Source organism: Streptomyces sp. SCA2-17 (assembly GCF_044336695.1).
In genome coordinates this window covers 142,453-167,897 of sequence record NZ_CP117521.1, presented here as the reverse complement: position 1 = coordinate 167,897, position 25,445 = coordinate 142,453, and the positions used below count along the sequence as shown (strand labels likewise).

Genomic DNA, 25,445 nt, shown 5'->3' with positions numbered 1-25,445 from the left:
GTCCGGCGGGGGTCAGTGCCCGGCGCGGGCAGCCTTCTCCGGGGCCGCCGGCGTCTTGCAGGCGATGTCCGTGCCCACCGAGTTGACGCCGTCCTTCTTGGCCTGGCCGCCCTGGTACTCGTAGTACAGGTACGTGTAGAACTCGATGCGCCGGCTCGGGCCGCACGCCGAGTCCGCGGCGACGGTGTACTTCAGGGTGACGGTGCGGCTGGCGCCGGGGAGGACCGGCACGTTGTAGTTCATCGAGCCGCTCTGCTTGCCCGTGACGTCGCAGCGGGTCACGTCGCCCGTGCAGGAGGTGAACGCGTACTTGAGCGCGGGGTCCTGCGACGTGTTCCACGTCGGCTGGATCGACTGGTACACGAACTGGGTGTTCGTGGTCTGGTCGTTGGTGAACTTCAGGGTGACCGTGACCGTGTCGCCCGGCGAGGCGGACGCCTTGTCGGCGGTGACCGTCATCGGAGGGGTGTCCGCGGCGGAGGCCGACGGAGCCATGCCCATCAGGGCGACGACAGAGGCGAGAGTGGCGGACAGCCCGAGGCGTCCGAACGTGTGTCTGCGCATGGCGACGGAGATTAGACAGACACCTCGCGTCCTGACTGCACCACGGGTAGAGGATTGGCCATGGTTTGAGCGGCTGCCGGACCCTCCTGACCAGGTACAGGCCGTGAGGCAGTGGTTCCGCCAGTGACGTAGTTGGCCGGGAAGTGTCCTCGGGGCGGGTGTGACAGGCGGGTCGGCTGGCCGACTCGCGGTGCTGGAAGGCCCCGTATCGGCCAGGGACGGGTGCGTCTGAGAGGAGAGACGCCACGGCGGGGCCGGATGGTTCCCGGCGCGGGGGAAGGCCTTCCCATCCAGCACTTACGATGCTGAATCATGGAACTCCGACACCTTGAGCACTTCGTGGCGGTCGCCGAGGAGCAGCACTTCACGCACGCGGCCGAGCGGCTGCGTGTCGCCCAGTCCGGTGTGTCGGCCTCGGTGCGGGCGCTGGAGCGGGAGCTGGGCGCCGAGCTGTTCTTCCGTACGACGCGGCGGGTGGGGCTCACGGACGCGGGGCGGGCGCTGCTGGTGGAGGCGCGGCGGACCCTGGCCTGCGCCGCGGCCGCCCGGGAGGCCGTCGCGGCGGTGCAGGGCCTGATGGGCGGCACGCTGGCGGTGGGCACCGAGCAGTGCATGGGCACGGTCGACGCCGCCGCGCTGCTGGCCTCCTTCCACGCGCGCCACCCGCAGGTGGAGGTGCACATGGAGCAGGCGGGTTCGGGCAGGCTGCTGGAGCAGGTGCGGCGCGGGGAGCTCGACGTGGCGTTCGTGGTGCACGACGGCCTGCACGAGGGCGTGCGGCTGCGGCGGGTCGCTGAGGAGCCGCTGATGCTGCTCTGCCGGGCGGACCACCCGCTGGCGGGGACCGGCGGGCCGGTGCCGGCGGCGCGGCTGGCCGGCGAGGTGTTCGTGGACCTCCACCCGGACTGGGGAGCGCGCCGGGCCGCGGACCTCGCGTTCGCCGACGCGGGCGTGGCGCGGAAGGTCGCCCTCCAGGTCAACGACGTCTACACGCTGCTCGACCTGGTCTCGCGGGGTCTGGGCGCGGCGGTCGTGCCGCGCCCGGTGACGCTCAAGGAGCAGGCGCGCGGGCTCAGCTCCGTACCGCTGGCGGGACCCACGCGGTGGAAGGTGGCCGTGGCCGTGCCGGCGGCGGGTCAGCCGACGGCCGCCGCCCGGGCCCTGCTGGCCATGCTCGATCAACAGGATGATTGATCGTCAGGGCTGCTGAATGTGATCGGGAAGGGATGTTGGACACCGCACCGATTCCCGCGCAGAGTGGAGGGCGGTCCGACGCAGAGATCCGACCACCGAGAAAGGCAGCACCCCCATGGCGCAAGAAGTACGCGGTGTCATCGCCCGAGGCAAGGGCGATCCGGTACGGGTCGAGACGATCCTGGTCCCGGATCCCGGGCCGGGCGAGGCCGTCGTGAAGATCCAGGCGTGCGGGGTGTGCCACACCGATCTGCACTACCGGGAAGGCGGAATCAACGACGAGTTCCCGTTCCTCCTCGGCCACGAGGCCGCCGGTGTGGTCGAGTCGGTCGGTGACGGAGTGACCGAAGTGGCTCCGGGCGACTTCGTCATCCTCAACTGGCGTGCCGTGTGCGGGCAGTGCCGGGCGTGTCTGCGCGGCCGCCCCTGGTACTGCTTCAACACGCACAACGCCCGGCAGAAGATGACGCTGACCGACGGGACGGAGCTCTCGCCCGCGCTGGGCATCGGGGCCTTCGCCGAGAAGACCCTGGTGGCCGCCGGGCAGTGCACCAAGGTCGACCCGGCCGCGTCGCCGGCCGCCGCCGGGCTGCTGGGCTGCGGCGTGATGGCCGGCCTGGGCGCCGCGATCAACACCGGTGCCGTGGGCCGGGGCGACTCCGTCGCGGTCATCGGCTGCGGCGGCGTCGGCAACGCCGCGGTCGCCGGAGCGCGGCTGGCCGGCGCCGCGAAGATCATCGCGGTGGACCTCTCCGACGCCAAGCTGGAGCAGGCCAAGGGCCTGGGCGCCACCCACACCGTCAACTCCTCCTCGGCCGACGCCGTCGAGGCGATCCGCTCGCTGACCGGCGGCTTCGGCGCCGACGTCGTCATCGACGCGGTCGGCCGCCCGGAGACCTACCGCCAGGCGTTCTACGCCCGCGACCTGGCCGGGACCGTGGTCATGGTGGGCGTGCCCACCCCGGAGATGAAGCTGGAGCTGCCGCTGCTGGACGTCTTCGGGCGCGGCGGCGCGCTGAAGTCGTCCTGGTACGGCGACTGCCTGCCCTCCCGCGACTTCCCCATGCTGATCGACCTCTACCTCCAGGGCCGTCTCGACCTCGACGCGTTCGTCAGCGAGACCATCGCGCTGGACGAGGTGGAGGAGGCCTTCCACCGGATGGAGAAGGGCGAGGTGCTGCGCTCGGTGGTGCTGCTGTGACCGCCCGCATCGAACACCTCGTCACATCGGGCCTGTTCGCGCTCGACGGCGGCGTCTGGGACGTCGAGAACAACGTGTGGCTCGTGGGCGACGACCAGGAGGTCCTCGTCATCGACGCCGCCCACGACGCGGACGCGATCGAGAAGGCCGTCGGCGGCCGCCGGCTGACCGCGATCGTCTGCACCCACGCGCACAACGACCACATCGACGCTGCGCCGGAACTCGCGACGCGTACGGGCGCGCCCGTGCTCCTCCACCCGGCCGACCGCGAACTGTGGGAGCAGACCCACCCCGGCACCGCCCCCGGCGGGGAGCTGACGGACGGTCAGGTGCTGACCGTCGCGGGCACCGCGCTGACGGTGCTGCACACGCCCGGCCACTCCCCGGGCGGCGTGTGCCTGTACGCGCCGGAGCTCGGCACGGTGTTCACGGGCGACACCCTCTTCCACGGCGGGCCGGGCGCGACCGGCCGGTCCTTCTCCGACTTCCCGACCATCGTCGACTCGATCCGGGAACGACTGCTGTCGCTGCCGCCCGAGACCGTGGTGCGCACGGGGCACGGGGAGAACACGACCGTCGGCGGCGAAGCGCCCGCCCTGCCCGAGTGGATCGCGCGCGGGCACTGAGGCGGACCTCCCGGCGTAGGCCCCGGAGTAGGTCGGAAGTCTCATGACATCTCACGGGACGGCCGCTTATGGTCGATGCCGGGCACCGGTCGTTCTCACCATCCGGGTGGGAGCGGGGCCGGTGTCCGGGAGATGCCTGTGGAGGCATTGATCGTGTCAGTCGAGCTGAATCACACCATCGTTCATTCCCGGGACAAGCGGGAGTCCGCCGAGTTCCTGGCGCACATCCTGGGCCTGGAAGTCGCACCGGAGATGGGGCCGTTCGTCCCCGTCGTCACCGGCAACGGCGTCGCGCTGGACTTCGCCACCAGCGACCAGCCCGAGAACATCGTCCCGCAGCACTACGCGTTCCTGGTGCCGGAAGAGTCCTTCGACGGCATCTTCGCCCGGATCAAGGACGCCGGGCTGCCCTACTGGGCCGATCCGTACCGCACCCGCCCGGACGAGATCAACCACAACGACGGCGGACGGGGCGTCTACTTCCCCGACCCCTCCGGCCACTACCTGGAGGTGCTCACCCGCCCCTACGGCAGCGGTTCGTAGGACCGCGTGAACGGCTGGGGCCCCGGACCGGCATGGTCCGGGGCCCCAGCCGTTCATGGTCAGCGCAGGGCGTAGCCGCCGTCCGGGTAGAGCGTCGAGCCGGTCATGAACGTGTTCGTGAAGAGGAAGAGCACCGCGTCGGCGACCTCGCCCTCGGTGCCGGGCCGGCGCAGCAGCGCGTCCCGGCCGTACTGCCCGAAGCTCGCCTCGCGCACCTCGGCCGGGCGCTGCGCCCACAGGTTGCCGTCGACCGTGCCGGGCGAGACGACGTTGACGCGTACGGGCGCGAGCTCCACGGCGAGCCCGCGCCCGAGCCCCTCGATCGCCGCGTTGCAGGCCACGTAGGCGGGCGCGGCGGCCGGAGGACGGACGCTCGCCGCCCCGGACATCAGCACGACCGAGGCGTCCGCCGTCAGCTTCGGAGCGGCGTGCTTGACCGCGTGGTACTGCCCCCAGAACTTCGACACGAAGGGGCTCTCGGCCTCACTGTCGGTCAGCTCCCGCATGGGGCCGACCTGGTAGGAGGCGGCAGGCGTGAACAGGTGGTCGATCCGGTCGATGGCACGGAAGAACGCGGCCAGCGACTCCGTGTCGGTGGTGTCGACCACGCCCCCGCGCGCCCGTTCACCGAGCTCGTCCACGGCGGCCGCCAGCTTTTCCGGATTCCGCCCGCCGATCACGACACGCGCCCCGACAGCGACGGCACGCCGCGCGACCTCCAGTCCGATGCCGGAACCTCCGCCGACGATGACGACGTCGCGGCCGGCGAGCGGGGTGGCGGGAGTGGGAGTGGGAGCGGGTGCCGGGGCGGGAGACGAGTGGGCAGTCATGCGGTTCGCCTTTCGGTGGTACGCGGGCTCTGCCCGGCCGAACCCCACCGTTGATCATTTCATTCCGGCACGCCGGCCTCACGAGGCCGCCGGAACGCCCTGCGGCAGGGCCTGCAAACCCTCCGGCAGTGCCCCCGTGTGGATGATCGCGAGGGACTGTGTCGCGCGGGTGAGGGCGACGTAGAGGTCGCTCACGGTGAATTCCGCCGGTTCCGCCACGATCACCGCGTCGAACTCCAGGCCCTTGGCCTGCCGGGGGTCCAGCAGGACGACCGGCCGGGTCAGGTCCGGTGCCGGGCCGTACGAGGCGCCGGGGAGCGCGGCGGACAGGGCCGCGTGGTGGGCCCGCGGGGCGATCACGGCCAGGCGGCCGTCCTCCGGCAGCTCCCGGGCCACGGCCGCGGCGACCGCGCCCGGCAGGTCGCCGGTGCGCTGCGCCCAGGGGCGCACGTCCGTGGAGCGGATCGAGCTCGGCGGCTCGAACGACGGGTCCGCGGTGCGCAGCACGTCCGCCGCGACCGCCATGATCTCGGCCGGCGTGCGGTAGTTGACGCCGAGCCGCACGTGTTCCCAGCGGTCCCCGACGTACGGCTCCAGGATCGGGGCCCACGCCCCGCAGCCGCCGGGCTCGGAGGTCTGTGCCGGGTCGCCCACCAGCGTCATGGAGCGGGTCGGGCACCGGCGCATCAGCAGCCGCCACGCCATCGGGGACAGCTCCTGCGCCTCGTCCACGATGATGTGGCCGAACGCCCAGGTGCGGTCCGCGGCGGCGCGCTCGGCGGCGCTGCGGTGGTCCTCCTCCTCGTGCCGCTCCGCGAGCCGCTCGGCGTCGACGAGGTCGTGTGCGGCCAGCACCTCCGAATCGTCGTCCTCGCGGTCCTCGAACTCCTGGGTGCGCGAGCCGTACGACAGGTCGAGCACGCCCTGGGCGTACGCGATCCGCCGCTGCCGCTCGGCCTCGGCGGCGGCGCGGGCGGCCGAGTCGTCCTCGCCGAGCAGTTCGGCGGCCTCGTCGAGGAGCGGGACGTCCGCCGGGGTCCACGGACCGCCCGTGCGCCGGATCGCCTCGGCGTCCGCGGCGGGCAGGTGGGCGGGCTCGGCGAGGAAGTCCGCCACCAGCTGACGGGGCGTGAGCTGCGGCCACAGCTCGTCGATCGCCGCGTGCACCTCCCGGGCGGCCGCGATGCCCTTGCCGAGCTGGGCGATGTCGTCCGGGCCGAGGAAGTTCGGCCCGCCGTACGGGTCCGCGCCTATGCGGTCGGCGAGCTGCCGGGTGAGGGCGTCGATGACGTGGAAGGCGAAGTACGGGCGGGCGAGGTTGTGCGGCAGCTTCGTCGCGCGGGCGTGGTGGCGCGCGTCGGACGCGATGTCCGCGTCCAGCAGCAGCTCGCCGTCCTCGTGGTCGATCACGAGAGCCGGGTCGGGCAGGACCTGCCGGTCGCGGACGTACGCGGCCAGGGCGTCCGCCATCGCGGCGGCGCCCTTGACCGCGGCGGCCCGCGGCGTGTCGGTGCCGGTCGCCGTCACGCCGGGGAAGAGCTCGCCGGGCGTGGCGAGCAGCACGCCCGTCTCGCCGAGCGAGGGCAGCACCTCGCCGATGTAGCCGAGGAAGGCGGGGTTGGGGCCCACGATGAGGACGGCGCGCCGGGACAGCTGCTCGCGGTGGGCGTAGAGCAGATAGGCGGCGCGGTGCAGGGCGACGACGGTCTTGCCGGTGCCCGGCCCGCCCTCGACGACGAGGACGCCGCGCTGCGGGGCGCGGATGATGCGGTCCTGCTCGGCCTGGATGGTCTGCACGATGTCGTGCATCCGGCCGGTGCGTGCCGCGTCGAGCGCGGCGAGCAGCACGGCGTCCGCGTCGGAGCCCTCGTGCCCGGTGCGCTCGGTGTCGGTGAGGTCGAGGATCTCGTCGTGCAGGGCGGTGACCCGGCGGCCCTCGGTGGTGATGTGGCGCCTGCGGCGCAGCCCCATGGGGGTGTGGCCGGTGGCGAGGTAGAAGGGGCGGGCGACCTCGGCCCGCCAGTCGATGACGAGCGGGGTGCGCTCCGCGTCGTCGCGCCGGATGCCGATGCGGCCGATGTGGTGGTCGCGGCCGTCGCGGAACGCCAGCCGGCCGAAGCACAGGCCGCGCTCGCCCGCGTTGAAGGCGGAGAGGAGCCCGGACTGCTCGGCCACCATGACATCGCGTTCCAGCCGCGCCTGGAAGGTGCTGCCTCCCTGGGCCAGGGCCTGCGCCACGGCCGTCTCGGCACCGGCACGCAGTTCGGCGAGCCGCTCGTGGAGCAGATCGATGAATTCTTGCTCGTTGCGCATGTCCGCGATTGACAATTCAGCTCCCGCCGGGATATGATGGCCTCATAAAGCTTCTCCTTGCCCTGTTTTGAGCAGAACAAGGAAACCCCCAATATACGCAGAGAAATCCCCCGGACGTCAATACGTCCGGGGGATTTCTCATGCTCCGGCGGAGTCCTGCCGAATTCCCCGCGCGCTCACCCGGTGAACAATTGCCGAAGCCGTAGGGTGAGTTCGTACACTCCGTAGGCGAAAGGCGCTCCCACCCACAGCCAGCTCGCCACGAGCACCGCCTTGCGGACAGGGGTCACGAGCCCGCTCCCTTCTCCGGTACGGCCGCCGCGGGCCGCTCGCCGCCGTCGTCGCCGGCCGGCTCGTGGTGGCGCGGGTGCACCGGCCGTACGAGCTCGTTGGCGGCGAAGCCGACGGCCAGCAGCCCGATCATGATGAGGAACGATGTGGTGTAGAGGCCGGGACCGGTCCGGCCCGCGGACTTCCCGGCGTCGGCGACCGCGTTGACGATGAGCGGCCCGAGCACCCCGGCCGTGGACCAGGCCGTCAGCAGCCGACCGTGGATCGCACCGACCTGGTACGTGCCGAACAGGTCCTTCAGATAGGCGGGCACGGTCGCGAAGCCGCCGCCGTAGAACGACAGCACCACCGCCGCGCACGCGATGAACAACGGCTTCGCGGAATCGCCCGCGAGTGCGAGCAGGAGGTACATCAGCGCACCCGCCCCGAGATACAGGCGATAGATGTTCTTCCGCCCCACGGCGTCGGAGACGGAGGACCACACGATCCGGCCGAGCATATTGGCGAGCGAGAGCAGGCCGACGAAGCCCGCGGCGGCGGCCGGGCCGACGGGGGAGGAGGAGCCGGCGAAGAAGTCCGTGATCATCGGGGCGGCCTTTTCCAGAATGCCGATGCCCGCGGTGACATTCGTGCACAGGACCACCCACAGACACCAGAACTGCGGCGTGCGCAGGGCATTGCGCGCCGACACCTGCCCCGTCGTGACGAACCCGCGGGACGGCGCTCCCGCCGCGCGTCCGGCCGCCGCCCCCGGCGGGGCTTCGGGCGGCACCCGGACCAGCAGCACGCCGAGCGTCATGAAGACGGCGTACGCACCGCCCATCACCAGGAACGTCCGGGCGATTCCCGGCGCGTCCGCGCCGAAGGCCGACAGCAGCTCCGCCGACCACGGCGAGGCGATGAGGGCGCCGCCGCCGAAGCCCATGATGGCGATGCCCGTGGCCATGCCCGGACGGTCGGGGAACCACTTGATGAGCGTGGACACCGGCGAGATGTAGCCGATGCCCAGCCCCGTACCGCCGATGAGGCCGTAGCCCGCCACCACGAGCCAGTACTCGCGCGTCGCCGCCCCCAGAGCGGCCACCAGGAAACCGGACGAGAAGCACACGGCCGACACGGCCATCGCCCAGCGCGGGCCCTTGCGCTCCACGAGCGTGCCGCCGAACGCCGCCGACAGACCGAGCATCACGATCGCCACCTGGAACGGCAGCGCCGAAGCCGTACCGGACAGGCCGAGCGAGGACTCCAGCGGCGGCTTGAACACGCTCCAGGCGTACGCCTGGCCGATGGCCAGGTGGATGGACAGCGCGGCGGGCGGGACCAGCCAGCGGCTCCACCCCGGCGGCGCGACGACACCGGATCGGGCAGGCATGCCCGGACGCTACAGTGCCCGGCGGCTTCCGGACAGACCGCGCGCACCCCCGGGGCCGGCGGACGGTGACCCCCGCCCCTAGCGGGCGGCGACCCCCGGCAGCCCGGCCGTGGCCAGCCACTCCTCGATCCGCCGGCGCGGGGCGGCGCCGCTGAAGCGGAAGACCTCGCGGCCGTCGCGCAGCAGCAGCACGGTGGGGACGCCCAGGACGCCGAACCGCTCCTGCGCCCACGCGGCCCGGTCGACGTCGACCTTCACGCCGGTCAGGGCGGCTCCGCGGGCCTCGACCACGTCCTCCAGGACGGGCGCGAGGAAGGCGCACGGGCCGCACCACGGAGCCGTCAGGCCGACGAGTACGGGCACGGGACCGGCCAGCAGCCGCTCCAGCTCGTCCTCCTCCACGACCTCGCGCAGGACGCCGCGCTCCTCCGGGGCCTCTTCGCCGTCCATGCCGCCGTCCAAGTCGTCTTCGTCTTCGCCTTGACCGGCGCCGGCGGAGGCGGCCGCCCCGGCGAAGAGGGCCGCGTACTCGGCCGGCGCGGCGATCCCGTTGACGCAGAGCCCCGCGGCCAGCAGCCGCTCCAGCACGCCCGGGTCGAGCGCGTGCCCGGGGCGCTCGGCCACCGACACCTCGGCCACCTGCGGGAGGTGCGCGAGCACGGCACCGGCCAGGGCGTGATCCACGGGCATGCCCTCGAAGGTGAGGGACGCGAGGTGCGGCGCCTCCGTGAGCGCGCGGAGGTACTCCGGCCGGAAGGCCGTTGCCTCACTGAGGACGAGGGAGTCGAGGCAGGCGGCCGTCCGCGACCCCGTGAGCGCGGCCAGCCCCGCGCCGGTGAACCGCGGGGACTCCAGGACGAGGTCGGCCAGTTCGGGCATGTCGCCCAGCGCGGCGACCCCCTCGTCGGTGAAGTCGCCCGCCAGTACGAGCGTCCGGAGCGCCCGCTGTCCCGCGATCGCCCGGACCATGGCGTCCGTCGCCCCGGACAGGTCGGCGACGACGAACGCGTCGGAGGGCAACTGCGCGAGGGCGGAGGCGAGGGCGTCCCGGTCCCAATCCTGGTCGCTGTTGCCGTCCTCGTCCGTCGCGTCCACCACGTACACGAGGCGGGAGCCGGACGACAGCGCCACCGGGCCGCACGCGTCCAGCTCCACGGGCTCCCCGCCGCCCTCCGTGTAGCGGACGAGGGTGCCGGGGATGCCCTGTTCCGGGAACTCGATCACACGTGCGCTCATGCCTCCATGCTAGGCGCGGCCAGGCGGCGCGGAGCCGGCCGGCCGCCGCGGGCCGTACGGCTCAGGCCGGTGTCCCCGCGCAGTCCTCCAGCTTCGCGGCGAGGTACGGCGCGGGCCGGGGGACCGTGCCGTAGTCGGCGTCGCTGTGCGCCTCCAGCTTCCCTACGGCGGCGGTGAGACGGGCCGTCACCGCCCGCCACCACCGCTCGTCGGGCGAGGGCGCGGCGGGCGTGCCCTGACAGGCCGGCCGGTCCGGGCCCTCCTCGCGCTCCTCGTGCTCCTCCCAGAAGAAGCGGGCCGAGGACTCGACGACGCCGTAGCGGCTCGGCCGCCGGTCGCCGCGGATGGGGGTGGGCGGCGTGCCGAGGATCCGGTCGCCGTCCTGCGCGTACAGCCCGGCCGCCTGCTGCAGCCACCACTGTGCGGCCTGCCGCTCGCTGTGTTCCAAGTGGTGCAGGTACAGGCAGCGGGCCGCCGTCGCGGAGCCGGCGCCGGCGGCGAACCGCCACCAGAACGCCGCGCCTTCGTGGCGCCCCGCGAGGTGCAGCAGACAGGCGAAGGCCAGCGCGCCGCGCGGCTCGATCGCCGGGTCGTCGACCAGCCGGGCCATCGCAGCGACCGCGGAACGGTCGTGGACGACGCGGGCCGAGAGCGAGCTCAGCTCCGTGGCCGCCCGCTCGTGCAGGGCGGTGCGCCGGGCCGTGCCCAGAGGCGGGACGGCGGGGACCGTACGGCCGGCGCGGTCGTGGTCGTGACGGATGCTCTGGGCGCGGCGGTCCATGGTGTCGGCCCGGTTCCACACGACGCGGCCGGCGATCCGCGTGAGGGCGGCCTGCTCGTCGTAGCCGTCGAACGGGCCGGGCGGTACGGCGGCTTCCGCGAGCACCTGGTCGATGGCGGCCGGCCGGTCGCTTCCCTGCCCGTGTCCCTGGCGCATGTGGTTCACGCCTCCTCTTCTCCTTCCGGGGCTTCCGGGGTCCATGCGATCTCCAGATCGCGGGCCAGGTGCCGTCTCGCTCCCCGGATGTGCGAGCGCACCGTGGCGGGCGTGATGCCCATGATCGCGGCGACGCGGTGCGCGGGATAGCCGAGCACGTAGCGCAGCAGGACCACGTCGTACTGGCGGTCGGGGAGCCGGTTGATGGCCCCGTACACCCCGAGCCGCGACTCCAGCACGTCCAGCACCTCAAGACGCGCCCGGCTGGCCTCCCGGACCGCCGCGAAGGCCGCCGTCTCGACGAGGGCCGTGGCGCCGCGCCGCCTGGCCGCCAGCAGCTTGGTGATCTTCTCCTTGAGGGCAGCCAGGGCGTACGCGGCGGGGTTCGGCTGCTGCCGCACCTCGCCCCAGGCCAGCGCCAGCTGGTAGAAGACCTCCTCCACGACCCACTCGGCGTCCGGCGCGCTGTCCAGCTGGAGGTGGGCGTAGCGGAGGTAGGGCCGGTGGTGGAGCGAGAAGAAGGCGACGAAGTCGGCCGGCAGGCCCTCCGACAGGTCCTCCCGCAGCGCCGGCCAGAGCCCGGGCTCGGGCGGCCGACCACCGCATGCATGTACCTGCACCTGAACGTCCTCTCGCCGCATGGACGGTGCCGCTCTCCCGGCACCCGGGGCCACAGGGCCCTCACCCATCAGCCAAGCGAAACGGAGCCCCTGGCGTGCAGGCCGATCGTCCGAATGTCGTGCGGAAAGGGACGCGCGGTGGGCGCGCGGCGGCGGCCGCGCGCCCCGGGCGCGGGCGGAGGGGCGGGCGGCCTCCGTGCGCGCCGCTCATGATGAGCTGTCAGCTCGTGAACGGCGCGAACGCCCGGCTGAAGGCCCACGTGTCCTGTTCGATCCCCGAGCAGGAGTCGGAACCCTTCGTTCCAGGGCAGCCGCCGTTGTCCCGTTGCAGTGCCCAGAACGAGAGGGTGCTGATGCCCCGGGAGACCGCCCAGTCGCGGACGCGGACCGCGTCCTGCACGGTGAACGTCTCGGCCGGGCCGTAGTCGTCGATGCCGGGCATCTCGGTGACGCCGGTCATCGCCCACAGCTCCGCCTGCGACTTCGCCGGGTAGAGCCGCGCGAGCTGGGCGTGGAGGCCGTTCGCGGCGCTGATCGTGTCCGCGGCCATGTCGTGCGCGGCACCGTCGTAGTAGTCGAACGTCATGATGTTGACGACGTCGACGCGCGCGCCGTTCGCGACGGCGTTGCGCAGCACCGCCAGTCCGCTGTCGGCCAGGCCGTGGGTCGTGGTCGGCAGCGTGTACGAGAACTGCACGGTGCGGCCGGTGCTCGCGGCCCAGTCCTGCACTTGTTTGACGGCCTTGTTGCGGCGGTCGGTCCCGGCGGTGTTCGTCAGGGAGTTGTCCTCGATGTCGAGGTCGATGCGGGTGACGCCGTACGTGGTGATGACGTTCTCGAACGCGGCGGCGATCCGGGCGGGGTCGGGGCAGCTGTCCGCCAGTTCCGTCCCGCCGTTGTCAGCGGCGTATCCGCCGAAGGAGGGAATGACGTCGCCGCCGCGGGCGCGGATGGTGGCGACGTCGGCGCCGAAGACGGACGCGGAGACCGGCTTGCCGGTGTCGCCGTTCCAGTAGGGCGTGCAGGAGCCCGGCGCCTCGGTCTGCAAGAACGCCATGGTCAGGTGCTCGGCCCCGGACTGCGCGGAGAGGTCCGCGGGGCTTTCGGGGCTGTAGGTCTCGAAGTAGGGCGCGAAGACGTGCGGCGGCAGGGGTGCCGCGGCGGCGCGGGCGGTACCGCTCCCGCCCAGGACGAGCCCGGCGGCCGTGGCTGCTGCGGCCAGTGAGGTCAGGAGGGGGTGGCGTGTGCCGCGAGCACGGCGTGAGCCGTGTATGCGGCTACAGCGTAGGTGACGTATGTGACGTATGCGGTGGACGCGGTGTCGTCTCACGGAAGCTCCCGATGGTCCGGACGGGGCCGGACACGCGCGAGGGGCGGGGGACCGGTTGCGCGCTGAACATCGTTGGACTGGACCAGGGTTGCGTCAAGGCTTCCGGCAGGACTCGTTCCGGGGGCTCCCAGGGCTTCCGGGCTTCCAGGGCTTCCGGGGCTTCCGGGGCAGGGCGGGGGCCGCGGGGTGGGCCGGCCGATTCGGGCGCTAGTGGATGCGGACCATCCGCACGGTGGAGCTGCGCACCACGTCCGGGTGCGTGTCTCCCGGCGCGTCAAGGCCGTAGAGGACGCCCCGGAGCTGGAGCGCGCCGCGGCGCCGGGCCCGTACCAGTGTCTCGACGGTCGCGCCATCGCCCGAGGCCACGGTCCGGCCGCAGCCCACCGTGCGCCAGGTGCCCGCGCCGAGGGTGCGTTCCTGGACGCACGCGCGCAGGTACCGCGCGGCGTCGTCATCGCCGTCCCCGCTGATGCGCAGGGCCTGTCCGGTGCGGAGGGGATGCCCGGGAGCGGTGATCTCCATCGCCCCCTTGGCGGCCGCGGGGACGGAGAGGAGGAGGGACGCGGTGGCGGCGGTGAGAAGTGCCGCCGTGGCGGCGGCGCGGGGGAGACGGCGCTTGGGGACGAGTGTCATGGCCCACCCTTCTGCGGTTCCGGTCGTGCTGCTGGGTTCCGGTCGTGCCGGCGATTCCGTCGTGCACATGGAATTTTTCCGGGGAATTCATATTTTCCGCGCCAACTCCCCTTTGAACCACTGTTATTGGTACGGTCCCGGCGAATGAGACGATACGTCTCCGGGTGGCGTCCGCCGTGGACGTCCCGCCCTCCGGCGGCCGGGGAGGCGGGGTCCGTGCGGCAGTCCGGAAATAACACTTGCTATATTGCGCAACTGTGAAAGTTGCGAGGTTGCCGTGGGTAGCGCGGCGGCCGGATCCGATGGGGAGCACGCATGGGCCGTAGGCGGACCGAGACACCGGGGAGGCCGCGACAGCGGGCGCGGCGCGCCGGAGCGGCGTCGGCCGCCCCGGCAGCACTGCTCGTGGCGGGCGCCGGCGTGGACGAGGCGGCCGGAGCCGGCCTCGGCCTGATCTTCGTGCTCACCGCCGCGGGCGCCGCCGCCCTCGCTGCGGCCCTCTGTCCCCGCGGCCGTACGTGGTGGGTGCTCGCCGCCCCGCCCCTGGTCATCGCCGTGGTGGCCGTCGGCGCACAGCTTGCCGCGGGCGCGGACAGGAGCGGCGGCAGCACCGTGATGGCCGTCGTGCACTGGGCCCTCGACACCTTCCCCGCCATGGCGGCGGCCGAGGTCACGGCGGCCGTCGTCCTGGCCGGGCGTGCGCTGCGCCCCGGCCGGGGGAGGAGGGCCTGCCATGCCTGAGCCGTACCGCCGCGACCGCAGCCGCGAGCCCGTCCGCAGCCGGGACCGTGAGCCCGCCCGCAGCCGTGGCCGCGAGCGTGACGGCGACCGCGCCCGTAGCCGCGACAGGGAACGGGACCGCGCCCGCAGCCGGGACAGGCAGCGCCCCGGCGCCCGGCCCCGCCCGCAGAACGCCGGCCGCGGCCGCCCCGCCGGCGGGCCGCGCTCCCGCGGGCGCCGCGCCGGCTCCACTCTGAAGCCCGGGCGCGCGGCCCGCCTCGCGGTCTGCCTCACCTCCGCGCTCGTCATGCTCACCAGCGGCGTGGGCTGGTGCGCGTACCACTGGCTGGACCGCGGCGTGAACACCTCCAGCGCGCTGGACGCCCTGCGCGACGGCGCGCCGCCCAAGCGCGGCGACGCGGTGAACCTGCTCCTGATCGGCCTCGACAGCCGCAAGGACATGAACGGCAACGACCTGCCGAAGGAGTTCGTCCAGGACGAACTGCACGCCGGCTCCAGCGGCATCGGCGGCTACAACACCAACACCCTCATCCTCATGCACATCCCGGCCGGCGGCGGCAAGGTGACGGCCTTCTCGATACCGCGCGACGACTACGTCGAGATCGCCGGCGGGCGCGGCGAGCACAAGATCAAGGAGGCGTACGGGATCGCCAAGGCCGAGGCCGAGGAGAAGCTGTCGGCCGAGGGCGTCAAGGGCGCCGAGCTGGAGCACCGCGGCCGCGAGGCCGGCCGCGAGGCCACGCTGGCCACCGTCCAGAGCTTCCTCGGCGTGCCCATCGACCACTTCGCCGAGGTCAACCTGCTGGGCTTCTACGACATCGCCAAGGTGGTCCAGCCCGTCCCGGTGTGCCTGAAGCACCCCGTGCGCGACCGGTACTCCGGCGCCGACTTCCCCGCCGGGCCGCAGCAGCTCGACGCCCGCCAGGCGCTGTCCTTCGTCCGGCAGCGGCACGGCCTGCCCGGCGGCGACCTCGACCGCACCCACCGCCAGCAGGCGTTCCTGTCGTCGGTCACGCACAAGCTCCAGGAACAGGGCGTGTGGAGCGACTTCGGGAAACTGCAAGGGCTGTTCGACGTCATCAAGAAGGACATCGTCATCGACAACCGGTGGAACATCCTGGACTTCGCCCGGCAGGCCCCCAACCTGACCGGCGGCAACGCCGAGTTCCACACCCTCCCCATCGAGGGCTTCGCCACCCGCAAGGGAGAGGCCGTCAACCTCGTCGACCCGGCCAAGGTCAAGTCCCTCGTCCAGGCGATGACGGGGCGCAAGGAGAAGCAGAGCGACGCGCCGGCCGCCGCACCGCAGCGCCAGGGACAGGGGAAGACCTCGGGCAGCGGTGGCGGTGGTGGCGGTAGCGGTGACGCCAAGCCGGGCGGGTCGGATCCCGTCTCCTCCGGCTCCTTCCAGGGTCCGCCGGTCAAGATGGGCGGCGTCCCCTGCGTCGACTGACGCCGGATCCTGCCCTTGACGTCAGATCCTGCCCTTGGCCACGACGAGGAGCCGCTCGTAGTGCTTCATCTCCTCGATGTCGCCGGCGAACGGGCGGACCTCGGCGAGGAACGGCCGGAAGTGCGGCCCCTCGCGGAATCCCTGCTCGTGGTCGTGCACCGACGTCCACTCGATGCGCAGGACGAACCGCTCCGGCTCCTCCACCCCGCGCGAGAGCTCGTAGCCCAGGCACTGCGGCGCCGCGTACAGGTGTTCGGCGGCGGCCGCGTACGCCTTCTCGAAGGCGGCGCGCCGCTCCGGGTCGGTGATGCGGTAGCGGATGTACTCGACGGTCACGGGGCCTCCTCTTGCCGCGTTATGGGTGACGTTCAGCCGGTGAAGCCGACGTGCACGTGGTCGTGGTGGGTGTCGTCGGTGAAGAACTGCCGCCCGGCGCCCGCCCCCGCCGGCAGCAGCGGGCCCCCGACGTTGTACGAGCCGGCCGCGGCGGCGTCGCGCATGAACGCCTCGACGAGCGCGCGCGGCGTCGCCCGGTCGACCACGGCCCGGCCGTCGATCCGCCACACGTCGAAGGCCCGGCCCGGCGGGTGGTCGCTGGGCCGGCCGGTGCCGAACACGTTCAGGGGATGGCCGGAACGTACGACGCTGACGTCCATGCGGTAGCGCTCCGCGAGCCGGAGCATCGCCCGCAGCACGCTCGCGTGGACACCGCCGTTCCGGATGTCGGCCGCGGCGGCCGCGGGCAGCCGGATCCGGGCGTCGCCCAGGACCCGCCGCGCCGGCTCCGGCAGGCTGCCCGCCGCGGGCCCGGGCTCGGCCGGGTGCAGCTCGCCCACCGTCCAGCGCGGCGCGCCCTCGGTCAGGCGCACGTCCACGGTCGTCCCGCCCGCCACCACGGGCCCGCCGCCCGTGCGCGTCCACTGCCGGCAGACGACCAGGACGCTCGCGGAGCCGGCCAGGATCCCGCCGTACTGGGCGTCGGTCACCTCGACGACGGCCGCGTCCGCGCCGGACAGCAGCGGCCCGGCCTGCCCGGCGAGCGCGGGCGGCAGGCCGAGCGCGGCCACCCGCTCCCGCGCCTTCGCAACGCCCCCGCCGCCGTCGCGCCAGGTGCCCAGCGCCTCGACGAGCTGTACGGCGCGCAGCTTCACCTCCGGCCGGACGTCGGAGGGATCGGGGCGCCACGCCGCCGGGCGGGGGAGCCCGGCGGGTGACGGCGGTGGGCTGCCCATGGCGTTGCGCGGGGGCGCCGTCCCGCACGCGCACGCGCACGCGCCGAGGGCGAGGCCCGCGGCCCCGGCCAGGACGGCCCGGCGGCCCGGGGCCGCAGGCCTCGTGGGAGCGGCCGCGGGAGCCTCCGGGCCGTGGGGCACGCCGTGTCCGGGCACGCGCCGTCCCCTTCCTCCGGACGTCCGGGCCGTGTCCCGTCCGGGTCTCCTCCGCCCGGACAGGGGGCGGCGGCCGGCCGGGGCCCGGCTCCAGTCTCGGCCCCGGGCACCGGCGCCGCACGCGGCACTGCGCCACCCGGGAAATTCGGTCCGGAAGCCGGTATTTCGCGGGCCACGGTCCCTTGCTGCCGGGATCTTGCCCGCCCGCTCGGCCGTCGGCTACCGTCGATCGGTGCAGGGGGAAAGTATCGAAAATGCGCGGCAATGAAGGCGGTTGCGAGGCAGCTGCAAGGAATCTGCAAGGAATCTGCAAGGCAGCGCGAAGAAGCCCGCGCGGCGAAAAGCGCAGCACGGAGACAATCCCTGCGACGACAATCCCGTACGGCCCCGTACGGGACGGCACGGTTCCGCAAGACCCCGCACGGCGACAACCGGCTCCCGGCACAGGAGAGGCCCATGCCTGCCAGCCAGACCAGCCCACCGTCCCCGACCACCCACCTGATCAGCGTCGTCCTGCCCTGTTACAACGAGGAAGCGGTGCTCGCCCGCACCCACGACCGCATCGCCCTGGCCCTGCGCCCCGTGGAGGACGTCCGCTACGAGGTCATCTACGTGGACGACGGCAGCACCGACGCCACCTGGAACCTCATACGGACCTTCACCCGCGAGTCCCCGATGGTGCGGGCCGTCCGCTTCAGCCGGAACTTCGGCCACCAGGCGGCCTGCCTCGGCGGGCTCAGGGAGGCCCGGGGCGACGCGGTCGTCGTCATCGACGCCGACCTCCAGGACCCTCCCGAACTCATCCCGGAAATGGTGGCCCGCTGGCGCCGGGGATGGCACGTGGTCTCCGCCCGGCGCACCGCCCGGCACGGCGAGACCGCCTTCAAGAACTTATCGGCCTTCGCCTTCTACCGGCTCCTCGGCAGGATTTCCGACCACCCCGTGGCATTCGACACCGGAGACTTCCGGCTGCTCGACCGGGAAGTCGTCGACCTCCTCACCGGGCTGGCGGACCGGGAGCTCTTCCTGCGCGGCGCCGTCGGCTGGGCGGGATTCCCCGAGACGACCATCGAATACCAGCGGGACCCGCGCGCCGCGGGCGAATCCAAATACACCCTTCCCAAAATGCTCGCCCTCTCCCGCAGCGCCTTCCTCACCAGCGGCTCCGCCCTCCCGCTGCGGCTTCCCCTGTGGACCGGCAGCGCCTCCCTCGCCGCCTCCCTTGTCACGGCGCTCACCCGCCGCGGCCGCGCCGAGGCCCTGCCGCTCGCCCTGTTCGGACTGGAGTCGCTGGCCGTCGCCGCCCTGGGGGAGTACCTCCACGCGGTCCTGCGCCAGGTGCAGGGCAGGCCCGCCTACGTGATCAGCGAACGGATGACGAGCACCATCCCCGGGGCCGTCCTCGCCTCGGTCGAGGAGGTCGCGTGATGCAGCACCAGCATCAGCATCAGTACCAGCACCTGCACCCGGACGTCATCGTCGTCGGCGCCGGCTTCACCGGCCTGTCCGCCGCGCTGGAGCTCGCGGAGCTCGGCCACACCGTACGGCTCCTCGAACGCGACGCCGACATCGGCGGCCTCGCCGGCAGCTTCACCGTGGGCGACCGCCGCCTGGAACGCTTCTACCACCACTGGTTCGCCTCCGACGAGGAGATGCTGCGGCTCTGCGCCCGGCTCGGCATCGCCGACCTGATGGAACCGCACCTCACGCGCACCGGCATGTACTACGCCAACTCCGTCTACCGCCTGTCCAAACCCCTCGACCTGCTCCGCTTCGCCCCGCTGCCCCTCCTCGACCGGCTCCGGCTCGGCCTGCTGACCGTGCGCGCCCAGCGCGTGCGCGACTGGCGGCTGCTGGAGCACCGCACCGCCGAGGAGTGGCTGGTCTCCCTCGGCGGCCGCCGTGTCTACGACGTCGTGTGGCGGCCGCTGCTGGAGGGGAAGTTCGGCGACCACGCGGCGGAGGTCGGCGCCACCTGGATGTGGACCAAGCTGCACCTCCGCGGCGGCAGCCGCACCCGCTCGGGCAGCGAGACCCTCTACTACCTGCGCGGCGGCAGCGACGCCCTCCTCACCGCTCTCCGCAAGCGCCTCGCCGACCACGGCGTCGACATCCGTACGGACACCGCCGTGCGGTCCGTCACCACCGACGGCCGCCGCGTCACCGGCGTCCGCACCGCCGACGGCGAGCTCCACTCCGCCGGCCAGGTCCTCCTGACCGTCGCCCCCGCCCTGGCCGCCGGCATGCTGGAGGACGAGAGCGACAACCACCCCTCCGTGCCGCCCCTCCTGCGCCGGCTCCGCAGCATCCGCTACCTCGCGAACCTCTGCCTGGTCCTGGAGAACAACCGCCCGCTCTCCGACACGTACTGGCTCAACGTCAACGACCCGGCGTTCCCGTACGTCGGCGTGATCGAGCACACCAACATGGACGATCCCGCGCGCTACGGCGGCCGGCACATCGCGTACCTCTCCAAGTACCTGCCCGCCGACGCGGAGCTGTACCGGATGGAGGGCGCGCAGGTGTTCGAACACAGCCTGCCGTACCTGCGGCGGATGTTCCCCGGCTTCGACCGCACCTGGGTCGACGCCTACCACGTGTGGCGCGCCGAGCACGCCCAGCCCGTCATCACCCCCGGCTACACCCGCGTCATGCCCCCCGTGCAGAGCCGCGTGACCGGCCTCTACCTCGCCGGAATGGCCCAGGTCTTCCCCGAGGACCGCGGCACCAACTACGCCGTGCGCGACGGCCGCCGCGCCGGGCGGCTCATCGCCGACCGGCTGCGCACCGCACCCGGCGGCCGGAACCGGAACTTCCCCGAGGACTCGCACGCCTGACCAAGGTGCCGCGCCCGCCCGCCTCCGCGCCTGAACCCGTGCCCTCGCACGCCCGGACGCGGCCCCGTACGCCCGGACCCGCGGACTCCCTGAACCCCCCGAGGACCCCCATGCCCGAACTCATCTCCCTGGACCAGGCCGAACACCTCGGCATCGACCAGGTCCACGACCTCTACGAGAAGTACGTCAGCCGCAGCCAGGTCTCCCTCATCGGCTCCTTCGGCTTCGGCCGCGACCTCGTCGACAGCGCCGAAGGCGCGTGGATCACCCTCCGCGACGGCCGCCGCATCCTCGACTTCACCGGCGGCATCGGCGTCCTCAACCACGGCCACAACCACCCGCGCGTCCTCGCCGCCCGCGACCGCTTCCGGCAGCGCCGCCGCATGGAGGTCCACAAGAACTTCTTCTCGCCCTACGTCGCCGCCCTCAGCCACAACCTGGCCGCGCTGCTCCCCGGCGACCTCGACATCTGCTACTTCCCCAACTCCGGCGCGGAAGCCGTCGAAGGCGCGGTCAAACTGGCGTACAAATACCACGGCGGCCGGCGCGGCACCGTCCTCCACACGGACATCGCCTTCCACGGCAAGCTCCTCGGCGCCGGCAGCCTCACCGCCTCCCCCGAGATCCACTTCGAGTTCCCGCGGATCCCCGGGACCGACTCCTTCGCCTTCGGCGACCTCGCCTCCTTCGAGCTGGCCCTGGAACGCCACCGCGACTCCACGGGCCGCAGCGACGTCTACGCCGTCGTGCTCGAACCCTTCAGCGCCTCCGCCCTGCGCGAGTGCCCGCCCGCGTTCCTGCGCGAGGTCCGGCGGCTGTGCACCGCGCACGACATCGTCCTCGTCTTCGACGAGGTGTACACCGGCTGGGGCAAGACCGGCGAGCTCTTCCACTTCATGCGCTGCCCCGGCCTCGTCCCCGACATCCTCGCCATGTCGAAGTCCTTCGGCGGCGGGAAGTCCTCCATCTCCGGGTACGTGGCCCGCGAACCCGTCTTCCGCAAGGCCTACGACAACCTCGCCGACGCCACTCTGCACAGCACCACCTACTACGGATTCGGCGAGGAGACCGCCACCGCGCTCGAAGCGGTCCTGGTCGCCGTGGAGGAGGACTTCCCCGGCCGCGCCCGCGCCCTCGGCGAGCACCTGTCCGCCGGCCTCGCCCGCATCGCCGCACGCCACCCGCGCCTCGTTGCCTCCACCACGGGGCGCGGCGCCCTCCACGGCGTCTTCCTGCGGCCCGGCCCGGAGCTCCCGGACCGCGTCCGCACCCTGCTCCCCGCCGCCGTCCGCGACCCGCAGGCCGTACCGAAGCTGCTCACCGCCGCCGTGATCGCCGCCCTGTACCGGGAGCACGGGATCCTGACCTTCTTCGGCTCCAACCGGGACATCGCCCTCATCGTCTCCCCGCCCCTGGTCGCGGGCGAGGAGGAGGCCCGCCTCTTCCTGGACGCCCTCGACGCCGTGCTCGCCAAGGGCGCGACCCGCCTGCTGACCGCGTTCCTCAAGGAAAAGGTGACCGCCTGATGCGTGAAAAGGTGACCGCCTGATGGACGGCTTGATGCGCGGCGCACTGCGCGCGAGCGGCCTGCGCTCGTACTGGCTGCGGCAGTACGGCTGCTTGCACACCCTCCAGGCCCGTACCGCCGCCGAAGCTCACGTGACCGGCACTCTCCACACCCTGCCGCTGCCCTACCGGGCCGCCTACGCCCTCACCCTGCGCCTGCTCCCGGCGGCCTTCCTCCTCGCCTCGGGGCACGGCCTGCGCAACGCCTCCGCGGCCGAGGGCCGCCGCGGCATGCAGCGGCTGGCCGCCCTGCCCGGCTTCGGGGACGTCGTCCGGGCGAGCACGGCTCTGGCCCTGCTCGGCGCCCTCGACGGCAGCCCGGGGCAGCAGCCGCCGCCGGCGCCGCACCGGGGAGCGGGCCGGTGAAACCGTTGAACGGGCCGCAAAACGGAGCCCTGAGCCGGCGCCCCTTCCGTACGCCTCGCCCCCGCGGCACCCACAGCGACGTCCTGGTCATCGGATCCGGCGCCGGCGGCAGCGTCGTCGCGCGGGAACTCGCGGCCGCCGGGCGGCAGGTGACCGTGCTCGAAGAGGGCCCGCGCGTCGGCACCGGCAGCATCGCCGCCGCCACGCCCGCCGAGAACATGCGCCGCCTCTACCGGCAGGGCGGCCTGATCCCCGTCTTCGGCACCCCGACCCTCGCCTACGGGGAAGGGCGCTGCGTCGGCGGCACCACCGTCGTCAACGGCGGGCTGCTGTGGGAGCCTCCGCCCGCCCTGCTGAGCCGCTGGGCCGCCGAGTCCGGCGTGGCCGGGTACCGCGCCGCCGACCTCGCCGCGCACCTCGCCCTCATCGCCCGCCGCCTCGGCGTCGCCGCCCAGCCGCACGGGGCCGGAAACCACGACTCCCGCCTGCTCGCGGCCGGGGCCGAGCAGCTCGGCTGGAGTTGGCAGCCCGCCCACCGGGCCGTCCACGGCTGCCGCCACAGCAACCGCTGCACCACCGGCTGCCCCACCGGCGCCAAACAGAGCATGGCCGTCAGCTACCTCCCCGAAGCCGAGGCGCTGGGCGCCCGGATCGTCCCCGGCACCCGCGTCCTGCGGATCCTGCACGAGGACGGCGCGGTCACCGGCGTCGTCGCGGCCGGGCCCGGCGGGCGCGCCGTCGTCCACCGGGCCGGCGAGGTCTTCCTCGCCGCGGGGCCGCTCCAGACGCCCGCGCTCCTGCAACGCAGCCGCATCCACCGCCGGACGGCCGGCCGCGAGCTGTCCCTGCACGTCAACCTCCGTACCGTCGCCCGCTTCGACGAGCCCGTCCACGCGGACCGGGGCACCATCTTCACCGCACAGGTCCACGAATTCGCCGCCGACGGAGTGCTGATGATGCCGTCCAACGTCACGCGCGGGGCGCTGGCCGCCGCGCTCGCGAGCCGCCCCCCGCAGCTCCTCGACCGGCTGCTCGCCGCCTTCGGGACGCTCGGGTCGTACACCACCCAGGTCCGCCTGCAGGGCAAGGCCCGGATCCTGGCCACGCCGCGCGGCGGGCTCCTACTCCGGCACGGCATGACGTCCGCCGACCACAGCCTCCTGCGCGAGGCGTTCCGGCGCACCAGCGAGGTGCTGTTCGCCGCGGGCGCCCGGGAGCTGATCCCGCCGGTGGCCGGCGCGCGCCCGCTCCACTCCCGCGCCGAGGCCGAGGAGTTCTGCCGCCGCGTCCGGCCCGGCGACTGGGAACTGGTGTCCGTGCACGGCATGGCGTCCGCCCGCATGGGCCTCGCCGAGCGCGGCGGCATCTGTGACGAGCACGGCCGCCCCCACGGCTTCCGGAGGCTGCGCGTGTGCGACGCGAGCGTCCTGCCCGGCGTCACCGGCATCAGCCCGCAGGGCACCGTCATGGCGTTCGCCCACGAGATCGCCGAACGCTTCCTGAGCGCGGCCCCGGGGCGCCCATGACCGAGCCGATCACCGGAGTGCGCACCCCCGCGCGGCCGGGCAGTTCTCCCGGGCGCCTCTTCACGCGCACCGCCGTCGCCGCCTCCTGCGTGGGGTTCGTCCTCATCGGCGCCCTCCAGTCCCTCTACGGGCCCGCGATCCCCGCCCTGCGCGAGGAGTTCGGGCTGTCCCCCTCCGCGGCGGGGCTCGGGCTGAGCGCCCACTTCGTCGGCGGCGTGACCGGCGTCCTGGCCTTCAACCGCATCCACGGCCGGGCCGGCAACCGCGTCCTCCTCGGCTCCTCCTACGCCCTCATGGCCCTAGGCAGCATCGCCTTCGCCCTCGCCCCCGCCTGGCCGGCCGCGCTGGTGGCCGCCCTCGTCGCCGGATTCGGCTTCGGCGGCATCGACTACGGCCTCAACCAGCTGTTCGCCACCGGCTTCGGCCGCCGCAGCACCGCCATGCTCAACGTCCTCAACGCTCACTTCGGCATCGGCGCGGTCGCCGGCCCCGCCCTCATCGGCCTCCTCGGACCGGACCGCTACCCCGTGGCCTTCCTCGCCTGCGGAGCCCTCGCCGCGGCCCTCCTCCTCTTCCTCAAGGGAGTCCGCGACCGGGACGCGCCCTCGAACGCCGAAAGCCCGGCCGGGCCGCCCGCACCCCCTCCGCGAGCCGGCCGGACGGTGCTGCTCATGGGCGCGTTCGTCCTCCTGTACGTCGTGCACGTCGGCGTCGAAGCGGGCGTCGGCGGCTGGGAGCCCACCCACCTCGAAACCGTCGGCTACGGGACGGCGGCGGCCGCCTCCGCCACCTCCGTCTACTGGCTGATGCTGACGGCCGGCCGCTTCCTCGTGGTGCCGCTGGCCGTCCGCCTGCCCGAACCGGTGATCGTCGCCGTCAGCTGCGCCGGCATGCTGCTGTGCACGGGCGCGGCCGCCGTACCGGGCCTCGCCCCGTACGCGTACGCGGGCGTGGGCCTGTTCATCGCGCCGATCTTCCCCACCGGCCTGCCCTGGCTGCACCGCACCGTCCCCACCGCCCGCCGCGCCGCCGCCTACGTGATCGCCGCGTCCATGGTGGGCGGCGTCGCCGCGGGCCCCGCGCTGGGCAGAGCGATCGAGCTGTCGGGCGTACGGGCCGTGCCGGTGGTGCTGTGCGCCATGACGGCGGTCTGCCTGCTCGCGACCGTGTGGCTCGCCCGGGCGACCCGGCCGCCGCGGTCCCCCGGCCCGCGGCGCCACCGCCCCGCTCGCCCGTGCGAGTGATATATCGCCGACCGGTGACGGTGGAGAGCCGCGGTCGGCCCCGCGGCGCGCGACGATGCCGGGGCGGGGGTTTCGTACGCATCCGCCCCGGCCTTTGAACCGTTTCCCCTTGCGTGGAGGTGCCGTGTACACCACCGAGCCAGTCGCCAACACCCTTGCCCCGTCCCCCCAGGAGGACCAGCTGGCCGAGGACTACGCCAGCATCCTCGGCACCCTCTCCCGCATCGACGAGGCGGTGCGCGAGGGCGCCTGGCAGGGGGTGCGCGACGAACTCGACCAGCTCATCAGCGCGGCCGAGGACATGTGGTCGACCCTGACCGACCCCGACCCCAGCGCGGACGACGCCGACGCCGACCGCCGCCGCTTCCCGGTGACGGCCGACCCCGCCACCGTCCGCCGCCTGGTCACCACCTACGCCGAGCCCTACCCCCTCGGCCGCCTGCTCTACCCGTCGAACGGCGCCACCCCGCCCGACCTCCGCCCCCGCCAAACCCCCGAAGACCCGGCCCTCCACGACCCCCACCCGGAAACCTGGACCTGACCCACCCCGGGGACCTCACCCGGACCCGCCCGGCACCCGGCAGCGGCGGCCCCCTTCGGGCCGCCGCTGTCGCATGTGTTGCCGCATTTCCTA

General features: G+C 73.5%; 24 protein-coding genes and 1 pseudogene. 13 read left to right on the top strand and 12 right to left on the bottom strand.

Going from position 1 to position 25,445, the window contains the following annotated elements; all coding sequences use genetic code 11:
- Positions 1-12: 12 nt before the first annotated feature.
- Entirely contained in the window at positions 13-564 is a 552-nt protein-coding gene (locus tag PS271_RS00775; RefSeq protein WP_398379115.1) for a hypothetical protein, read from the bottom strand.
- A gap of 312 nt (positions 565-876) precedes the next feature.
- Between PS271_RS00775 and PS271_RS00770 the strand changes: the two genes are divergently transcribed.
- The 4 genes from PS271_RS00770 (at position 877) to PS271_RS00755 (ending at position 4,128) form a co-directional block, all read left to right on the top strand.
- Complete coding sequence (locus PS271_RS00770; RefSeq protein WP_398379113.1) at positions 877-1,758, top strand: LysR family transcriptional regulator; 882 nt, start codon at positions 877-879, stop codon at positions 1,756-1,758.
- 115 nt (positions 1,759-1,873) lie between these two features.
- Complete coding sequence (locus PS271_RS00765; RefSeq protein ID WP_398379111.1) at positions 1,874-2,959, top strand: S-(hydroxymethyl)mycothiol dehydrogenase; 1,086 nt, start codon at positions 1,874-1,876, stop codon at positions 2,957-2,959.
- Positions 2,956-3,585 (top strand): MBL fold metallo-hydrolase, encoded by a 630-nt coding sequence (locus PS271_RS00760; protein WP_398379109.1) that lies wholly within the window; start codon positions 2,956-2,958, stop codon positions 3,583-3,585. Before PS271_RS00765 ends, PS271_RS00760 begins: the two co-directional genes overlap by 4 nt.
- A gap of 153 nt (positions 3,586-3,738) precedes the next feature.
- Positions 3,739-4,128 carry a VOC family protein gene (locus tag PS271_RS00755; RefSeq protein WP_356289184.1) on the top strand — a complete coding sequence of 130 codons (390 nt, stop codon included), beginning with the start codon at positions 3,739-3,741 and terminating at the stop codon, positions 4,126-4,128.
- Positions 4,129-4,187: 59 nt separating this feature from the next.
- On the opposite strand, the gene PS271_RS00750 is transcribed toward PS271_RS00755, so the two are convergent.
- The 9 genes and pseudogenes from PS271_RS00750 to PS271_RS00715 form a co-directional block, all read right to left on the bottom strand.
- A complete protein-coding gene (locus tag PS271_RS00750) occupies positions 4,188-4,958 on the bottom strand; it encodes an SDR family oxidoreductase (RefSeq protein ID WP_398379107.1) in 771 nt (256 codons plus the stop codon).
- A gap of 78 nt (positions 4,959-5,036) precedes the next feature.
- On the bottom strand, positions 5,037-7,271 hold the full coding sequence (locus PS271_RS00745) for a HelD family protein (protein ID WP_398379105.1): 2,235 nt from the start codon (positions 7,269-7,271) through the stop codon (positions 5,037-5,039).
- A gap of 176 nt (positions 7,272-7,447) precedes the next feature.
- Entirely contained in the window at positions 7,448-7,534 is an 87-nt protein-coding gene (locus PS271_RS31340; RefSeq protein WP_495656768.1) for an MFS transporter small subunit, read from the bottom strand.
- 23 nt (positions 7,535-7,557) lie between these two features.
- Positions 7,558-8,934, bottom strand: a complete 1,377-nt coding sequence (locus PS271_RS00740; RefSeq protein WP_398379103.1) for an OFA family MFS transporter — start codon at positions 8,932-8,934, stop codon at positions 7,558-7,560.
- 78 nt (positions 8,935-9,012) lie between these two features.
- The gene (locus PS271_RS00735) at positions 9,013-10,170 is read right to left on the bottom strand and encodes a thioredoxin family protein (RefSeq protein WP_398379102.1); all 1,158 of its coding nucleotides are present in this window, start codon (positions 10,168-10,170) and stop codon (positions 9,013-9,015) included.
- 61 nt (positions 10,171-10,231) lie between these two features.
- A complete protein-coding gene (locus PS271_RS00730) occupies positions 10,232-11,116 on the bottom strand; it encodes a hypothetical protein (protein ID WP_398379101.1) in 885 nt (294 codons plus the stop codon).
- On the bottom strand, positions 11,113-11,727 hold the full coding sequence (locus PS271_RS00725; protein ID WP_398379099.1) for an RNA polymerase sigma factor: 615 nt from the start codon (positions 11,725-11,727) through the stop codon (positions 11,113-11,115). The genes PS271_RS00730 and PS271_RS00725 overlap by 4 nt, the downstream gene beginning before the upstream one ends.
- A 226-nt stretch (positions 11,728-11,953) precedes the next feature.
- Positions 11,954-12,949 (bottom strand): annotated as a pseudogene (locus PS271_RS00720) (chitinase); the annotation flags it as partial.
- 315 nt (positions 12,950-13,264) lie between these two features.
- Positions 13,265-13,690 (bottom strand): hypothetical protein, encoded by a 426-nt coding sequence (locus PS271_RS00715; RefSeq protein WP_398379097.1) that lies wholly within the window; start codon positions 13,688-13,690, stop codon positions 13,265-13,267.
- A gap of 315 nt (positions 13,691-14,005) precedes the next feature.
- On the opposite strand from PS271_RS00715, the gene PS271_RS00710 reads away from it, so the two are divergent.
- Entirely contained in the window at positions 14,006-14,431 is a 426-nt protein-coding gene (locus PS271_RS00710) for a DUF6542 domain-containing protein (RefSeq protein WP_398379096.1), read from the top strand.
- On the top strand, positions 14,424-15,884 hold the full coding sequence (locus PS271_RS00705) for an LCP family protein (protein ID WP_398379094.1): 1,461 nt from the start codon (positions 14,424-14,426) through the stop codon (positions 15,882-15,884). Before PS271_RS00710 ends, PS271_RS00705 begins: the two co-directional genes overlap by 8 nt.
- A gap of 21 nt (positions 15,885-15,905) precedes the next feature.
- Here PS271_RS00705 and PS271_RS00700 read toward each other — a convergent pair whose 3' ends face one another.
- Both PS271_RS00700 and PS271_RS00695 read right to left on the bottom strand, forming a co-directional pair.
- Positions 15,906-16,220 (bottom strand): putative quinol monooxygenase, encoded by a 315-nt coding sequence (locus PS271_RS00700; RefSeq protein WP_398379092.1) that lies wholly within the window; start codon positions 16,218-16,220, stop codon positions 15,906-15,908.
- Between the two features lie 32 nt (positions 16,221-16,252).
- Positions 16,253-17,272, bottom strand: coding sequence for a hypothetical protein (locus PS271_RS00695; RefSeq protein WP_398379090.1), 1,020 nt, complete (start codon positions 17,270-17,272; stop codon positions 16,253-16,255).
- Between the two features lie 456 nt (positions 17,273-17,728).
- Here PS271_RS00695 and PS271_RS00690 point away from each other — a divergent pair, with 456 nt between their 5' ends.
- The 7 genes from PS271_RS00690 to PS271_RS00660 all read left to right on the top strand — a co-directional run bounded on the left by PS271_RS00690 (position 17,729) and on the right by PS271_RS00660 (position 25,352).
- Positions 17,729-18,700 (top strand): glycosyltransferase family 2 protein, encoded by a 972-nt coding sequence (locus tag PS271_RS00690; protein WP_398379089.1) that lies wholly within the window; start codon positions 17,729-17,731, stop codon positions 18,698-18,700.
- Positions 18,700-20,109, top strand: coding sequence for an NAD(P)/FAD-dependent oxidoreductase (locus PS271_RS00685; RefSeq protein ID WP_398379087.1), 1,410 nt, complete (start codon positions 18,700-18,702; stop codon positions 20,107-20,109). Before PS271_RS00690 ends, PS271_RS00685 begins: the two co-directional genes overlap by 1 nt.
- A gap of 110 nt (positions 20,110-20,219) precedes the next feature.
- On the top strand, positions 20,220-21,635 hold the full coding sequence (locus tag PS271_RS00680; protein ID WP_398379085.1) for an aspartate aminotransferase family protein: 1,416 nt from the start codon (positions 20,220-20,222) through the stop codon (positions 21,633-21,635).
- 22 nt (positions 21,636-21,657) lie between these two features.
- On the top strand, positions 21,658-22,041 hold the full coding sequence (locus tag PS271_RS00675) for a hypothetical protein (protein WP_398379083.1): 384 nt from the start codon (positions 21,658-21,660) through the stop codon (positions 22,039-22,041).
- On the top strand, positions 22,038-23,567 hold the full coding sequence (locus PS271_RS00670; RefSeq protein WP_398379081.1) for an FAD-dependent oxidoreductase: 1,530 nt from the start codon (positions 22,038-22,040) through the stop codon (positions 23,565-23,567). Before PS271_RS00675 ends, PS271_RS00670 begins: the two co-directional genes overlap by 4 nt.
- Positions 23,564-24,811 carry an MFS transporter gene (locus PS271_RS00665; protein ID WP_398379079.1) on the top strand — a complete coding sequence of 416 codons (1,248 nt, stop codon included), beginning with the start codon at positions 23,564-23,566 and terminating at the stop codon, positions 24,809-24,811. Before PS271_RS00670 ends, PS271_RS00665 begins: the two co-directional genes overlap by 4 nt.
- A 124-nt stretch (positions 24,812-24,935) precedes the next feature.
- Complete coding sequence (locus PS271_RS00660; protein ID WP_120757409.1) at positions 24,936-25,352, top strand: hypothetical protein; 417 nt, start codon at positions 24,936-24,938, stop codon at positions 25,350-25,352.
- Positions 25,353-25,445: the final 93 nt, after the last annotated feature.

Coding starts and splice junctions, on each gene's coding strand:
- PS271_RS00775 (WP_398379115.1), bottom strand. CDS start 564: ATGCGCAGACACACGTTCGGACGCCTCGGGCTGTCCGCCACTCTCGCC.
- PS271_RS00770 (WP_398379113.1), top strand. CDS start 877: ATGGAACTCCGACACCTTGAGCACTTCGTGGCGGTCGCCGAGGAGCAG.
- PS271_RS00765 (WP_398379111.1), top strand. CDS start 1,874: ATGGCGCAAGAAGTACGCGGTGTCATCGCCCGAGGCAAGGGCGATCCG.
- PS271_RS00750 (WP_398379107.1), bottom strand. CDS start 4,958: ATGACTGCCCACTCGTCTCCCGCCCCGGCACCCGCTCCCACTCCCACT.
- PS271_RS00745 (WP_398379105.1), bottom strand. CDS start 7,271: ATGCGCAACGAGCAAGAATTCATCGATCTGCTCCACGAGCGGCTCGCC.
- PS271_RS00740 (WP_398379103.1), bottom strand. CDS start 8,934: ATGCCTGCCCGATCCGGTGTCGTCGCGCCGCCGGGGTGGAGCCGCTGG.
- PS271_RS00735 (WP_398379102.1), bottom strand. CDS start 10,170: ATGAGCGCACGTGTGATCGAGTTCCCGGAACAGGGCATCCCCGGCACC.
- PS271_RS00715 (WP_398379097.1), bottom strand. CDS start 13,690: ATGACACTCGTCCCCAAGCGCCGTCTCCCCCGCGCCGCCGCCACGGCG.
- PS271_RS00710 (WP_398379096.1), top strand. CDS start 14,006: ATGGGCCGTAGGCGGACCGAGACACCGGGGAGGCCGCGACAGCGGGCG.
- PS271_RS00705 (WP_398379094.1), top strand. CDS start 14,424: ATGCCTGAGCCGTACCGCCGCGACCGCAGCCGCGAGCCCGTCCGCAGC.
- PS271_RS00690 (WP_398379089.1), top strand. CDS start 17,729: ATGCCTGCCAGCCAGACCAGCCCACCGTCCCCGACCACCCACCTGATC.
- PS271_RS00685 (WP_398379087.1), top strand. CDS start 18,700: ATGCAGCACCAGCATCAGCATCAGTACCAGCACCTGCACCCGGACGTC.
- PS271_RS00680 (WP_398379085.1), top strand. CDS start 20,220: ATGCCCGAACTCATCTCCCTGGACCAGGCCGAACACCTCGGCATCGAC.
- PS271_RS00675 (WP_398379083.1), top strand. CDS start 21,658: ATGGACGGCTTGATGCGCGGCGCACTGCGCGCGAGCGGCCTGCGCTCG.
- PS271_RS00665 (WP_398379079.1), top strand. CDS start 23,564: ATGACCGAGCCGATCACCGGAGTGCGCACCCCCGCGCGGCCGGGCAGT.